The 14,399-nt window shown below is 28.9% G+C and carries 17 protein-coding genes; 13 read left to right on the top strand and 4 right to left on the bottom strand.

The window, feature by feature from the left end:
* Positions 1-19 precede the first annotated feature (19 nt).
* Positions 20-925 carry a sensor histidine kinase KdpD gene (locus L1S47_RS06675; protein WP_238882705.1) on the top strand — a complete coding sequence of 302 codons (906 nt, stop codon included), beginning with the start codon at positions 20-22 and terminating at the stop codon, positions 923-925.
* Between the two features lie 45 nt (positions 926-970).
* On the opposite strand, the gene L1S47_RS06670 is transcribed toward L1S47_RS06675, so the two are convergent.
* Both L1S47_RS06670 and L1S47_RS06665 read right to left on the bottom strand, forming a co-directional pair.
* A complete protein-coding gene (locus tag L1S47_RS06670) occupies positions 971-2,332 on the bottom strand; it encodes an MATE family efflux transporter (RefSeq protein WP_238882704.1) in 1,362 nt (453 codons plus the stop codon).
* A 64-nt stretch (positions 2,333-2,396) separates the two neighbouring features.
* Positions 2,397-3,116 carry a DUF2161 domain-containing phosphodiesterase gene (locus tag L1S47_RS06665; protein WP_238882702.1) on the bottom strand — a complete coding sequence of 240 codons (720 nt, stop codon included), beginning with the start codon at positions 3,114-3,116 and terminating at the stop codon, positions 2,397-2,399.
* 192 nt (positions 3,117-3,308) lie between these two features.
* Here L1S47_RS06665 and L1S47_RS06660 point away from each other — a divergent pair, with 192 nt between their 5' ends.
* From L1S47_RS06660 to scpB, 3 genes are all read left to right on the top strand, one after another.
* Positions 3,309-3,812 (top strand): AAA family ATPase, encoded by a 504-nt coding sequence (locus L1S47_RS06660; RefSeq protein ID WP_238882700.1) that lies wholly within the window; start codon positions 3,309-3,311, stop codon positions 3,810-3,812.
* Positions 3,813-3,914: 102 nt separating this feature from the next.
* Positions 3,915-4,667, top strand: a complete 753-nt coding sequence (locus tag L1S47_RS06655) for a segregation/condensation protein A (RefSeq protein WP_238882698.1) — start codon at positions 3,915-3,917, stop codon at positions 4,665-4,667.
* Positions 4,660-5,268, top strand: a complete 609-nt coding sequence (gene scpB, locus L1S47_RS06650) for an SMC-Scp complex subunit ScpB (protein WP_238882697.1) — start codon at positions 4,660-4,662, stop codon at positions 5,266-5,268. Before L1S47_RS06655 ends, scpB begins: the two co-directional genes overlap by 8 nt.
* 123 nt (positions 5,269-5,391) lie before the next feature.
* Here scpB and ytfJ read toward each other — a convergent pair whose 3' ends face one another.
* Complete coding sequence (ytfJ, locus tag L1S47_RS06645) at positions 5,392-5,817, bottom strand: GerW family sporulation protein (protein ID WP_238882695.1); 426 nt, start codon at positions 5,815-5,817, stop codon at positions 5,392-5,394.
* Positions 5,807-6,352, bottom strand: coding sequence for a DUF2953 domain-containing protein (locus L1S47_RS06640; protein ID WP_238882694.1), 546 nt, complete (start codon positions 6,350-6,352; stop codon positions 5,807-5,809). The genes ytfJ and L1S47_RS06640 overlap by 11 nt, the downstream gene beginning before the upstream one ends.
* A gap of 112 nt (positions 6,353-6,464) precedes the next feature.
* On the opposite strand from L1S47_RS06640, the gene L1S47_RS06635 reads away from it, so the two are divergent.
* The 9 genes from L1S47_RS06635 (at position 6,465) to L1S47_RS06595 (ending at position 14,295) form a co-directional block, all read left to right on the top strand.
* A complete protein-coding gene (locus L1S47_RS06635; protein ID WP_238882692.1) occupies positions 6,465-7,550 on the top strand; it encodes a D-alanyl-D-alanine carboxypeptidase family protein in 1,086 nt (361 codons plus the stop codon).
* A 299-nt stretch (positions 7,551-7,849) separates the two neighbouring features.
* Positions 7,850-8,872, top strand: coding sequence for a branched-chain amino acid aminotransferase (locus L1S47_RS06630; RefSeq protein WP_238882827.1), 1,023 nt, complete (start codon positions 7,850-7,852; stop codon positions 8,870-8,872).
* A gap of 234 nt (positions 8,873-9,106) precedes the next feature.
* Complete coding sequence (locus L1S47_RS06625) at positions 9,107-9,811, top strand: hypothetical protein (protein ID WP_238882691.1); 705 nt, start codon at positions 9,107-9,109, stop codon at positions 9,809-9,811.
* 209 nt (positions 9,812-10,020) lie between these two features.
* Entirely contained in the window at positions 10,021-10,908 is an 888-nt protein-coding gene (locus L1S47_RS06620; RefSeq protein ID WP_238882689.1) for a helix-turn-helix transcriptional regulator, read from the top strand.
* A gap of 108 nt (positions 10,909-11,016) precedes the next feature.
* Positions 11,017-11,415, top strand: coding sequence for a metal-dependent hydrolase (locus tag L1S47_RS06615; RefSeq protein ID WP_238882688.1), 399 nt, complete (start codon positions 11,017-11,019; stop codon positions 11,413-11,415).
* Between the two features lie 106 nt (positions 11,416-11,521).
* Positions 11,522-12,388 carry a hypothetical protein gene (locus L1S47_RS06610; RefSeq protein WP_238882686.1) on the top strand — a complete coding sequence of 289 codons (867 nt, stop codon included), beginning with the start codon at positions 11,522-11,524 and terminating at the stop codon, positions 12,386-12,388.
* Positions 12,389-12,572: 184 nt separating this feature from the next.
* A complete protein-coding gene (locus L1S47_RS06605) occupies positions 12,573-13,145 on the top strand; it encodes a hypothetical protein (RefSeq protein WP_238882684.1) in 573 nt (190 codons plus the stop codon).
* A gap of 250 nt (positions 13,146-13,395) precedes the next feature.
* Complete coding sequence (locus L1S47_RS06600; protein WP_238882682.1) at positions 13,396-13,941, top strand: NADH peroxidase; 546 nt, start codon at positions 13,396-13,398, stop codon at positions 13,939-13,941.
* A 36-nt stretch (positions 13,942-13,977) separates the two neighbouring features.
* Complete coding sequence (locus L1S47_RS06595) at positions 13,978-14,295, top strand: DUF1540 domain-containing protein (RefSeq protein WP_238882680.1); 318 nt, start codon at positions 13,978-13,980, stop codon at positions 14,293-14,295.
* Positions 14,296-14,399: the final 104 nt, after the last annotated feature.

The raw sequence follows: 14,399 nt of genomic DNA, 5'->3' as shown, positions 1-14,399 counted from the left end.
TTTGAAAGGAGAGGGTAAAATGATTTGGATAACAGCTATATTGATAATATTTGTAATCATTTTGCTCTCTTATATTTTTAGGCTAAAGTATGATATTAGGTATATCACAAAGCAAGTTAGTAAAAGTAAAGGTGAATACTCTAATGTTAGAATGACAGGCTTAGATAAGGACGTTGAAAACCTTGTTGTAAATATAAATAATCTATATGAAATTCAACAAAAGATAAATGTGAAAATTAAAAGTGATGAAGAAAAGCTTAGAGAAAGTATAGCTAACTTATCACATGATTTAAGAACTCCTTTAACTTCTATAATGGGATATATACAATTAATAAAAGATGGTAATATATCTAAAGAAGAAAAGGACCGGTATTTAGAGATAGTAGAAAGAAGAACAGGAACTCTTCAAAGCCTAATTACAAGTTTTTATGATTTATCTAGAATTGAGGGTAAAGAGTATAAATTTGATTTAAAGTCAGTTAGCCTAGGAGATATGCTATGTGAAACTCTGGCATTATTTTATGAGGATTTTATTAATAAAAACATCGAACCAAATGTTAATATTGAAGAAAATGTTCCTAGAATTATTTCTGATGAGAAAGCAGTAATAAGGATATTTTCTAACCTAATTAATAATGTTTTAGAGCATGGAAAGAATAGAGTAGATATAAACCTAAGACAAGAAAATAACTATATTATAACAGAATTTAAAAATGATGCTCCGAATTTAAATGAGGAAAATGTCACTCATATATTTGATAGATTTTTTACAGCAGATTTAGCTAGGAGTGAAAAAAATTCAGGATTAGGTTTATGTATTACTAAAGCTTTATTAGAACAGTTAGGACATGAAGTGGAAGCTATTTTATACGATGGAGTTTTAACAATTAAGATAAAATGGAAGATTAAATTTAATAATATTTAAAAGCAGGTATTTCAAAACAAATTTGAAGTACCTGCTTTTATTTAATTAATGAACAACAAGATTATTTATCCATTTCTTAGAAGCAATTCTAGGAAGTCCTACTATAAATTTAGCAATCTCCTCCATGAATACAAATATATAAACTTTTTCTATAGGAAGGTGAAAGTATAGTCCAGTTAAGGCGACTAAAGGAACTCCTACTAACCACATACCACCTATGTCTAAGAAGAGACAATACTTTGTATCTCCACCACTTCTTAAGATTCCAACAACATTTGTATAATTAAATACCTTAAAGCATAAAAAGATTCCTAAAACATGTAACATGGAATTTGAATAATTATGAACTTCGGCAGATACATTATAAGCAAAAAGTATTGAAGGTGCACCTATATATATTAAGACACCCATTAATATACCTAGAAGAGGATTTATTATAATAAATCTATTAGCATATAAAAATGCACTCTTTTCATCTTTTTCCCCGATTTTATTACCAATCATAATTGCAGCTGCATTTCCAAAGCCAAAGAAAATTACCATTGCAAGTCTATCAATTGTACTTACTATATTAGTTGCTGCTATTACTGAAGTTCCCATATGAGCATATATTACAGAGTAAACAGTTACGCCTAATGCCCATAGGCTTTCATTTAATATAACAGGTATAGTAATTTTAAAGAACTTTTTAATAAACTCAAGAGATAAATCAGATAGTTCTTTTATGGAAGCAGCTACTGGTGTTTTAAGTTTATATACTATAAATAGCATCATGGCAAATTCAAGTAATCTTGCTATTAGTGTAGCAATGGCTGATCCATAAACGCCCATTCCTTTATAGCTTCCAACACCATATACTAAGGCGAAATTTAACACGGTGTTTATGCCAAGAGCAATTACACTTACGATCATTGGAGCTTTTACATGACCAATACTTCTTAAAGTAACAGAATAGGCAAAGGAAATAGCAGTAAATATATAACTTAATGAAATTATTCTAAGATAATTTCCACCCATATTTATAACTTCTGGGTCATTTGAGAAAATGCTTAAAATTGTATTTGGCATAATGAGTGCGAAAAGTGTAAAGATAGCGGATGCAATTATTGCAGTAATTAGACATAACCCAAGAACTCTTTTTATGTTGGTTGTATCTTTCTTACCCCAATATTGAGCTGTAAATATAGAAGCACCGCTTACTACTCCAAATAAAACTAAATTTAATAAGAAAAAGAATTGATTTGCAAGGCCAACACTAGCAATAGCAACTTCACCTAATCCACCGATTATTATATTATCGAAAAGATTTAGTGAGGATAATATAAAGTTTTGGGTAGCTATAGGTAATGCTAATTTAATAGTTTCTTTAAAAAACTTTTTATCAGAAAATAACGTTATTAATTTCATCATAATCCCCCTTTTTAATAATGAAATAAATCTAATTAAAGTAAATGGATAGCATTATAAAATTCTATCCATTGAAATTTTGAATATTAGTTTTTAATATTTCTATAATTTCTTTATATGTAGTTAGGGCCTTAACCCCTTCATCTGTAAGAGAATATACTCCCTTTTCAATCTTTTCAAACCATCCATAGTGATTATTATAAACTATGGAGTAGGTTTTTTTAGCATCAGCACCAAGTTTTTTTAACTTAGCTGCAGACAGCGGACCAAACATATGTAAACAGCAGGCAATATATAAAGCATCTTCTTTATAGGAAGTCATAAGTTTTTCTCCAGTGCTTCCTCCTACATTCATATCTAAATGTCTGCCATTGAATTCTTTTATAAGCTTATCACGTTTTCTTTTATTTTGTCTAATACTTTTATCTCTATCAAAAGCTTCGGGATGAATAGCTATTTCAATGGTTTTTCTGCTTGAAACTAATATTAAACCAAGTTCTAATCTTTTAATTAAATGACAGATATCTCTCCATTTAGAGAAGCTTGTACGTTTTTTAGGCTTTGGAATAGCTATATATACAAGATCAGCTGTCTTTTGCCTCTTTGCGCCTTGAACTAAAAGATCAACGCTTAAATTTTTCTTTAGCTCTATTATAATGAGCTCATCACCCTTCATGGCGCAAACATCACAATTATTAACTTCACTTCTTACTTCATATCCTTTACTTATAAAAAAATCTCTGACAGGGATATACATATCTCTTTCAAGAACAATATCACTCATTTTTATGTCTCCTTTTGAAACTTATACATAGGGTTTTAAGTTCAACTATTAACTTATTTATGTAAGTATAAGTTAAGTTTCCTATCAAAAAACCTATACAATCCATTTTAACTAATTAACAAGAGTTACTCAAGGAATATAGATAATATGATATAATTAATTTTGGGTAATTGATTATGGAGGGTAAGATATATGAAAAAATTAATAATAATAAACGGTGCAATGGGTATAGGCAAAACTACTACCTGTAGAGAATTGTATAAAAGTCTTGAAAATTCAGTATGGCTTGATGGTGATTGGTGTTGGATGATGAATCCATTTGTAGCTAATGAGGAAAATATCGAAATGGTACAGAAAAATATAAACTATTTACTTAATAGTTTTCTAAATAATTCTTCCATAGAGTATATAGTTTTTAATTGGGTAATTCACTTAGAGGAAATATTTGAAAGTATTTTAAAAAGTCTCGATAATATAGAATATGAAGTTTATAAAATTACACTTATGTGTTCAGAAGAAGGTTTAAGAAAGAGGATAGGGAAGGATGTAGAAAATAACTTAAGAGATGAAGACTGCATAAATAGAAGCTTAGACCGTCTTAAACTATATAATGATATGGATACAATTAAGATTGATACAAGTAATCTTACTGTAAGTGAAACAGTAGAAAGAATTAAAGAAATTATAAGTGAGTAAAAGATTTATGTTTAGTGCCATTAAATTACATTCATAATTGTTAAATAACTAATGAGATGGTATTATATAAATTGGTCATAAATAATTTAGGAGAGATATTTAATGGAAGCTTTAAAAGTAAAAATTGCGGACTTTGAGGGTCCTTTTGATTTATTGCTTCATCTTATTAGGAAAAATAAGATGGACATATATAATATAAAGATTTTTGAAATAACTAATCAATACTTAGAGCATTTGCAAAGTATGAAGGAGATGGACTTAGAAATAACTTCGGAATTCATAGTTATTGCTGCTACCTTGATAGAGATAAAATCAAAAATGCTTCTTCCTAAAGCAAAGGATGAAAATGAAGACGATCAAGATCCTAAATTATCTTTAGTTGAAAAGCTTGTTCAATATAGAAAGTTTAAAGCAGCAGCTGAGTACTTACGGGAAAAAAGCTTATATACAGGGATAGTTTTTTCGAAGAAACCTGAGATTATTCCTGAAGAAAAGTCAGACGTATCAAATGAAGATCTTCTTAAAAATGTTACGATGCTAAGCTTATATAAAATATATAATGAACTAATGGAAAGAGTAAGAAATAGAAAAAATGATGTTTCAGACTCAAATATGAGTAAAACCGTTCAACTTGATAGATATAGAATGGAAGATAAAATGACAGATTTAAGAAATTACATACTAGAAGGGAAAACATATTCCTTTGATGAGCTAATAAGTTCAAGTGAATGTAAAATGGAAACAGTAGTTATATTTCTAGCACTACTTGAGTTGATTAAGGAAAAGGTTGTAAATGTATACCAGACAGGCAGTTTTGGTGAAATTCTTATTAAAAGGAGAATAGATAATGAGTAGTATTGACATAAATCAGTTTGAATTTAAGCAGGTTTCCAAAAAAGAAACTTTAAAGTCTATTATTGAGGCATTATTATTCACTGCTGGAGAGCCATTACCAGCGAGAGATATTGCAAATATAATTGAATGCAGCTTAGATGAATGTGAACTTCTACTTAAGGAAATGGAGAAGGAATTTGAAGATGAAGTAAGAGGCATTAAACTAATATCTATCCAAAATGCGTATCAATTTGTAACTAAGCCTCAATATAGTGATTACATACAAAAATTATTAAAGAAAAATATCAGGCAATCTTTATCTCAAGCTTCTTTAGAAAGTTTAGCTATAATTGCATATAAGCAACCAATCACAAGAATCGATATTGATGATATAAGAGGTGTAAAGAGTGATTCGGCACTTCAAAAGCTTCAGGAGAGAAACTTAATAAAAGAAGTAGGAAGATTAGATGTTCCAGGAAGACCGATTTTATATGGAACAACTGAAGAATTTTTAAGAGCTTTTGGACTACAAGATTTAAAGGAAATGCCATCTATAGATCTTTTTGTAGCAGCAGATGAGGAAGAAGAAGAAATTAAAGAAGAATTTGAAACTATGGAGTAAATATAGGGTTTTAAGTTCAACTAATAATATATTCATGCATGAACTCGTACAAGAATATGTTAAGTTTCCTATAAAAAACCATATATAAGAGCATCATAAAAATTAATTTATGATGCTCTTATTTTATTCATTTTTAGGAGTTTCACTTGAATAACAATTGCTTTTTGGTTGTTTGTTCATACTTTCTTTTATAATTTCAATAATTTGAGGAATTGTATCTACGATTCTATCATAAGTATTATTTACATCTACAGGTAAGAGTCTAATAGAATTATCTCTTAAGACCAAAAATGCTACAGGTTTAACAGATACTCCAGCACCTGAACCTCCACCAAATGGAAAATCTGAGTTTGTAGCTTTATTAGTTTTTTCAGCACCAAATTCACTTCCACCAGAAGCAAAACCAAAGCTTACTTTTGATATAGGTATTATGAAGCTACCATCGTTAGTTTGAACTGTATCACCTATTACTGTATTAACATCTATCATTTGAATTAGATTTTCCATGGTACATCTCATTAAGTTTTCAATTGGATGACTATTGTCCATATGCTTCCCTTAAAGGGGACACCTCCTTTTTAATATTTTTCAAAATTTTAAAACCAATAATAGTTATTTTAACTAAATTTACATAAATTATTCCTTTTAATGAAAAATATAAATAGAAACTATTATTAAATTTAGGTGTTATTTTAATTTTGTAATTTGTAACGTTTAAAAACCTAATTAATTGACCATGAATTACATATGCTAGTGGTGTAATTAATCCATTTAATATTGCAGTTGGATAAGCATCTGATAAATCATAATCTATTTGGAGTCTATATTTTAATATAGGTTTATAGGTCGATTTTTTTAACGAATTAACTATATTTATATAATCTAGTTTATATTTTCTTGTTTCTTTCTTCTTTTCATTTGCTTTTGGTTTTTCTTTTTTTATTAATGAAAAAATATCCTTATCCAAAATTAGTTTTTTATATAGAAAGACTTTAATCTTAAATTCATCAATTTCAACTCTAAATTTAATTGGAATAGGAAATAATATTATAATTAGAAATAAAGTAAAAAGGGCATAAAACATATAATTCACCACCTAGGATTTAATAATTATTTTAACCAATTGTTCCATAATTATACATATAACGAATGAATTAAAATTTGTTTTATATGCAAAATATAAATGGGGTGATTATATGAAGTATAAAATAGGTTCATTTATATTAATATTTATATTAGTTATACAGCAAAACGTATTTGCAAAAGTTAAACCTACTATAAAAGAAAAAGTAATGAGAATAGATGCAAGAGCAGCAGTAGCTATTGATGGTAAAAGTGGGGCTGTATTATATGAAAAAAATGCACAAAGTATAGTACCTATGGCTAGTACAACTAAAATCATAACTTCCCTAGTAGCAATAAATAGAGGAAAGCTTGATGAAAAGGTAGTGATAAGTAAAAGTGCTGCTAATATTAAAGGCTCAACTGTTGGATATAGAGCAGGAGAACAAATTACACTTAGAGAATTGCTTTATGGGCTTATGTATAGATCAGGAAATGATGCAGCAATTGCTATAGCAGAGCATATTGGAGGAACCTTAGATAACTTCTATATTTATATGAATGAATGTAGTAGAAATATTGGGCTAATTAATAGTTCATTTAATTCTCCGCATGGATTAGATACTGAAAATCATTATTCTACAGCATATGACTTAGCATTAGCTACAAGAAAGGCTATGGAAAATGAGGTATTTAGAGAAATTGTTGGAACTAAAGAAATTAAGAAAGATAAATATAACTTTACTAGAGATTACGTTAATATAAATAAGATTTTATTACTTATACCTGAAGCAAATGGTGTAAAGACTGGTTATACTGGTGGAGCAGGGAAATGCTTAGTTTCTTCAGTGAGATATGAAGACAGAGATATAATTATCGTAGTACTAAACTGTCCAAATAGATGGAACGAAACTAATGAAATTTATCAATATGTGAAAGCTAATTATAGCGAATGCAAAGATTTATTTAAAATAAGTATACCAAGTGAAAAACTAATAACCTCTGGATTATTAAATTTGCCTGAGGTTTCAATGGAAGTACCAAAGGAAGGAATTGATTCTGAAATTTATTTTATAAAGCCAAAAGAAAATATTTCAAAAGGTGACTATATTGGCTTTGTTAGGATAAAAAGTAAAAAGGATGGTAAGGAGATTTATAGAAAGAACCTATATTCAAATAGGAACTTTAAAAAAGATAGTTTTAATGATTTAGTTAGTTAAATATTAAAACAAAAATATACATATATGGTTTTAAGTTCAACTAATAACTCATTCATGCCTGAAAATGTCCAGAGGCCGACATTTTCAAACAAGAATGAGTTAAGTTTTCTATAAAAAACCCTATAAAACCTGTCTGCATAGGAAAAAAATTTCAAAAAGTTACTTCTATAAGTATAAATATTTAGATTTTTGTTGTAGAATGGTAAGTAAGTTAAGTTTGCTGAATGCATTTAATAAATGAATTTAAATGTACTCACTAGGCTTCAATATTATTTAAACTATAAGACAGGGGGTAATTTATTTTGAAAGAAGTAAATATTGATTGGCAGAACTTGGGGTTCGCTTACATGAAAACTGACTTCCGTTATATTTCTACTTGGAAAAACGGAAAATGGGATGAAGGAAACTTAGTGGAAGATAATATGCTAAAAATTAGTGAAGCTTCTACTGCACTACACTATGGACAACAATGCTTTGAAGGGCTAAAAGCATACAAAACTAAAGACGGTAAAATTCAACTTTTTAGAGCTGATGAAAATGCAAAAAGAATGAATAGAAGTTGTAGAAGATTACTTATGCCTGAAGTACCAGTAGAAAAGTTTATTGATGCTGTAAAGCAAGTTGTAAAGGCAAATGAAGCTTATGTTCCACCTTATGGGACTGGAGCAACTTTATATATAAGACCTTTTGTAATTGGTGTAGGAGATAATGTAGGTGTTAAACCAGCTCCAGAATACTTATTCTGTATTTTCTGTTTACCAGTTGGTCCATATTTTAAAGGAGGAATGACTCCAGTAAATTTTATGATTGCAGATTATGATAGAGCAGCTCCTTATGGAACTGGAGGAGAAAAAGTTGGAGGGAATTACGCTTCAAGTTTAATGCCTCATGAGATAGCTGCGAAGAAAGGATATGCAGATTGTGTATATTTAGATCCTGCAACTCATACAAAAATAGAAGAGGTTGGTTCAGCTAACTTCTTTGGAATTACAAAGGATAATAAATTTGTAACTCCTATATCACCTTCAATACTTCCAAGTATAACTAAGTATTCATTACTACATGTAGCAAAAGAATATCTAGGATTAGAAACAGAAGAAAGAGATGTTTTTGTTGAAAACCTAGACGAGTTTAAGGAAGCTGGCGCTTGTGGTACAGCAGCAGTTATAACTCCAATAGGTGGTATAGAATATAAAGATAAACTTCATGTATTCTATAGCGAAACTGAAGTAGGTCCAATAACTAAGAAATTATATGATACACTATATGGGATTCAAATAGGTGATGTTAAAGCACCAGAAGGTTGGATTTTTGAAGTGTAGAATTTTATAGACTTAAGAGAGATGATTTCTATTTTTTAGTAGAAGTCATCTTTTTTTATATATAATTAAAAATCATATTACATCTCATGGTAAAACACTTAGTTGAAACTTCTAAGAGTTGAAGTGACATGTAAATTCTTTAATGCATTATATATATGAAGGTTATCTTATTAATGAATTTTTCCCAGTGCACAGTAAATACTATAATTATTAAATTATAGAGGTGTGTTAGATATGAAAAAGAGATTTTCGATAATAACAATATTAATATTATCCTTGTTTTTAGTAGGCTGCGGAACTGTAAAGTTGAATTCATTTACTAATATAAATAAAGATGGTTCAGGAGATTTCAAGTTTCAAGTATTATATGATAATGTTGTAGCCAGACTTCTTGGTAGAGATTTCATTAATGTTGATGAGATGAAAAAACTTGGATTTGAAACATCTAAGTATGTAAAAGATAATAATAATGTTGAGGAAGTTAGCATTAAGTTTAATAATTTAAATGATGTAAATAAGTTACTTGCAGATAAAAAATATGCTACTTTAAGCGTTAATGAAGCAAAAGGTGTTACAGAAAACCAAGTTACAATAAATCTTAGTGTTAATAGCTCGCTTGTAGATGATGCAATAAATCAAACTGGTGGAAGTAGTGCTTATGATGCAACCTTAATTAACTATGTTAAAAACGTAGAAATTACTAATCAAATAACTGTTCCAGGAAGAATAGTAAGTAGTAATGCTACAGATAAATCAGGAGATTATACAGCTATATGGAAATATAAATTAGGACAAATAGATCAAAATACAAAAATAACTCTTACATACACTACTGATGGTATAGTAAAGAAAAATTATATTTTACCTATAACTATTGTCGTAATTCTTTCAATTGCAATAATTGCTGCTATAATTTATAAGAGAAAAATTGCGAAATAAATCTGCTTTAAGGATAGATTTTACAGAAATATTAATAGGACATTTTTCAGTGAAACGATTTGCTGAAAAATGTCCTATTCTTTTTTAAGACCAACAATGATTAAGTAATTATAATAAAAATTCAGAAAAGATTGAATTAAGAGAGCAAGAATGATCAAAAATGGAAAGGAAATACATGTTATAATTTACTTAAATAGGAGGTGGGGTAGATGATACATAGTGATATAGTGCAGAAAGCTTTGGAGTATATAGAATTAAATTTATACAAAGAGCTAACTATAGACGAAATTTCTAGCGAAGTTGGATATTCAAAATATTATTTTATTAGAGTATTTCAAAAGGAAGTTGGAACTTCTTTATACGAATATATTAGAAAAAGAAGACTTTCTCATGCAGCATCTTTTTTAAGAACTACTGAATTTTCAATTTTAGAAATTGCTCAAACACTTTGCTTTGAATCGCAGGAAGCATTTACAAGAGCATTTAAAAGTATATATCAATTACCTCCAGGTAAATATCGTTCAATCAATAAAAACTTAATTATAGGAGGATTATTTATGGATAAGCAAAATGAAATTAAAAATTGGATTGTTACTGGAGGTGCTCCAGAAAAATATGTGGCATGCATTGATTCGGAAACTTTTCATATGGGTTCAAAATCAGCAACGATTTATTCTGTATCTGATGATATTTATGACCAAGAATTTGGTACCATTATGCAGCAAGTTAGTGCGAAAAGTTATCATGGCAAAAGAATGTGCTTTAAAGGTTTTGTAAAAACTAAAGACGTAGAAAAATGGTGCGGATTATGGTTTCGTATAGATGGAAAGCAAGGAGAACTGTTGAAATTTGATAACATGCAAAGTAGAGGGATTAGTGGAACAACAGGGTGGAATCTCTATTCTTGTGTATTAGATGTACCTTCTGGTGCAGAAATTCTTAACATTGGAGTGTTATTAACCGGAAAAGGTCAAATTTGGTTAGATAATGTCAGCTTAGAAGAAGTGGATGAAACTGTACCTACAACAGACTTTGTTGCTGAAGAAATCTTTCCAGAACATATATTGAATTCTGATTTTGAAGAAGCATGTGTATGATTATAGTTAAGAACTTTTTTAATTAAAGAAAAATAGTAGTTATTGCAATAGTTTTAATAGATGCTATAATTTATAAGAGAAAATTGCGAAATAAGAGGTAAATCAAACATGCTAAAGAAAACACATTTAGCTATGGGGATTGCCACTACAATAACTTTTATTACAAAAGATAACATGCTAATAGCTCCATTAGCATTAGTAGGATCCATAGCACCAGATTGGGATATATATCTTGGAATGAAGCATAGAACCTTAACTCATTCACTAATTGCATTAGTAGGTAGTTCCTATTTACTATATACATTTAATAAACAGTTAGGTTTACTTTGGGGAGTTAATTATTTATCACATATAGTATTAGATTCCCTAACCAAAAGAGGGGTTCCATTATTATATCCTTTCAGAAAAAATTATCAAGGACTTAAATTATTTAAAACTGGTGGAGCAGAGGATTTATTTATATCCTTAATACTAATTTATATAATTATATCAGTGATAAGAAAGTAAAAAAAGCTAGGAAAGTTCCTAGCTTTTTTATATTAAATATTATTATCAATTTTGAATGTTAATTCATAATTATAAATAGAATTAAATAAGTATTGGAGGAAATTTTTTGAGTAGAAAATATGTGTATGGAGATGGAGGATCATATGTAGAAGGGAATACACTATACGGAAGAAATGGTGAATATTTAGGGTATGTTAGCGATAGTGAAAAGAATAATGATGATGTATTGCGTGATCGCATAAACTACAATGATCAAAGACAAGAAGAACAAAATAACTACTTTCAAAAAGATTATACTGCGAATAGTAATGAAGTATCAGAAGATAATTCACAAAGTCAAACATATTATAACTACCAATATGATGAGCCATTTATTAACCCATTTGATGATTCTTCAAATTCAGAAAATACTAATAGTATGAAGCAAACTAATTCAATAGATTGTGAAAATATTAAAAAAGCTAATAGTAAATATATGAGGAATGAAATCCAATCTAAAAGGTCTTTACCAAGTTATACATCAGTATCTTTAATCCTATCAATACTTACTATTTTTTTCCTATATATTTTAGAGAAAAAACTAAATAAAGATATTATGCCAGATCCATCTATTAGTGTGGATGTTATATTTTCATATAGTTTTATTGTTGTATTTGTATTTGGGGTATTATCGTTTATAAGATGGATTTTTATCAAGAGTAAAACAAAAAAGTCTTTTCTTTCATTGATATTTTCAAGCTTTATTCAAGGTATCGTTTTGACAGTTTTTCTGTTAGCAATATTTGTTACTCTTCAAGATAACAGTATCACTATTCCATATCTCAGTGGGTATTTTAGTAAATTAATGGTTACCATACTGCAATTATCAAATAGTCGAGATTCTAATACTTTAATAGAGTTACTTTCATCCTTTACTCCAGGTTGGGCATTCTTTTTTATCGTAGGAGTAATTAAGCAACGAGGATTTTATTAGTGCATTATCTTAGCTAGGAATTCCCTAGCTTTATTTTTTTCTAGAAAAATGTCTATAGCTAAAGAAATGCTAATATAAATAAGATGAGTTATTAAATAAAGAAAGCTTCAATTTTTCGTACCAATGAAATTAAAGTTGATTTACTTTTGATGGGTAAATTAGTATGAGAGAATGGGGTGAATGAATGTTTAATAGGATAATTAAGAAATTAACTAAAATGGTTGAGAAAAAAGTTGAGGTTAATGTTTTTGTCTTAATGTCATTATTTCTTGTAGCAGTATTAGTGGGTTCTATGATTACTAAACATAACTATAGCGTGTGGGAGTTTATTCGAAATCAAAGAGGTAATATGATAATCGGAATATCAACAGGGCTTATTTCAGGATTAATACTAACTGATTATTTCAGGAAAATAGATAAAGATATAGAGATGCAAAAGCTATTAAATGAGGTGGTTATGGATTTAATCAGTATAAGATATTCTCTATCTGATGGATTTAAAGGTTCTAATTATGAAAAACTAATGGATATAATAAAATACAATAGAAGGTTTTTTTATGGAGAACTTAAGAAATATAAATTAGATCCAGAGATGAAAAAATTAATTAATATTGCAAGTGAAGTACCGTCTGATATACACCAAGCAATACTAATGCATAAAATTTTAAAAGAAGACTATGTTAAGAAAACAGAAATAAAGTTATTTAGCCTAGCTGGAGCTATAAGGTTTTATCCTAACTGTAAATATGAGCCTTAGGGCTCTTTTTAATTTGTAAAAATACTGAGAAACCAAAAGATTTCACTTAAAATTTTATATAATAAATAGTTTTTGTTTAATAGGAGATAATAGTAATCAAGGTTTTATATACCTATAATTTAGGGTTTTAAGTTTAACTAATAACTTATTCATGCCTGAAAATGTCTAGAAGCCGACATTTTCAAACAAGAATAAATTAAGTTTCCTATAAAAAACCCTATAACTAATTACTGTTATGGAGGAATTTTGAATGAAAAGATTTATTTGTACTGTATGTGGTTATGTCCATGAAGGGGACACTCCACCAGAAATCTGCCCTATTTGTAAAGCTAGTTCTGACAAATTTAAAGAGATGACTGATGAATTAAATTTTGCTGATGAGCATAGAATTGGTGTTGCAGATGGCTGTGACAATGAATTACTAGAAGGATTAAGAGCTAATTTCATGGGTGAATGCACAGAAGTAGGAATGTATTTGGCAATGTCTCGCCAAGCTGATCGTGAAGGTTATCCTGAAGTAGCAGAAGCTTATAAGAGAATTGCATGGGAGGAAGCAGAACATGCTTCTAAGTTTGCTGAACTTCTAGGTGAAGTTGTGGTCCCAGATACTAAAGCTAATTTATCAGCCAGAGTTGAGGCTGAATATGGTGCCTGTGAAGGTAAAAAGAAGCTTGCTACAATAGCTAAACAAAATAATCTAGATGCAATCCATGATACAGTTCATGAAATGTGTAAAGATGAAGCAAGACATGGGAGAGCTTTTAAAGGCTTGCTTGACAGATACTTCAGCAAATAAAAATATTCTTAAATTTATATAAAGGAGTGTATCTTTGTGCAAAAAATTAATTGTAGTGTTACAAGTTGTTCACATAATAAAACTGGAGTTTGTTATTCAAACAGAGTTGATATTGGAGGTGTTACTGCATCCACTGAGAGCGGAACTGTATGTGGTTCATTCTTAAATAGATATGAATACAGCGATTTAACTAATAATACTAATGCTTTTGGACCATGTGATGCTCTTACCTGCAATGTTGTAAGTTGTAATCATAATGAAAACAAACTTTGCAATTTAGACTCGATAAAAGTTGAGGGAACTGAGGCTCATATATATACTGAAACTGAGTGTTCCAGCTTTGATACGAAGTAAAGATGTAAATTTATATGATATTGTTTGATATACGATACATATATAAGAAGCAGCATGATTTCCTATATACTTTTATATTAATATAGAAATTTATTACATATTGT

Origin of the sequence: Clostridium sp. YIM B02551 (genome assembly GCF_022324735.1) — a bacterium.
Taxonomy (GTDB): domain Bacteria; phylum Bacillota; class Clostridia; order Clostridiales; family Clostridiaceae; genus Clostridium_T; species Clostridium_T paridis.
Note: the sequence above shows the minus strand (reverse complement) of the source record. Positions and strands in the feature narration are given on the sequence as shown.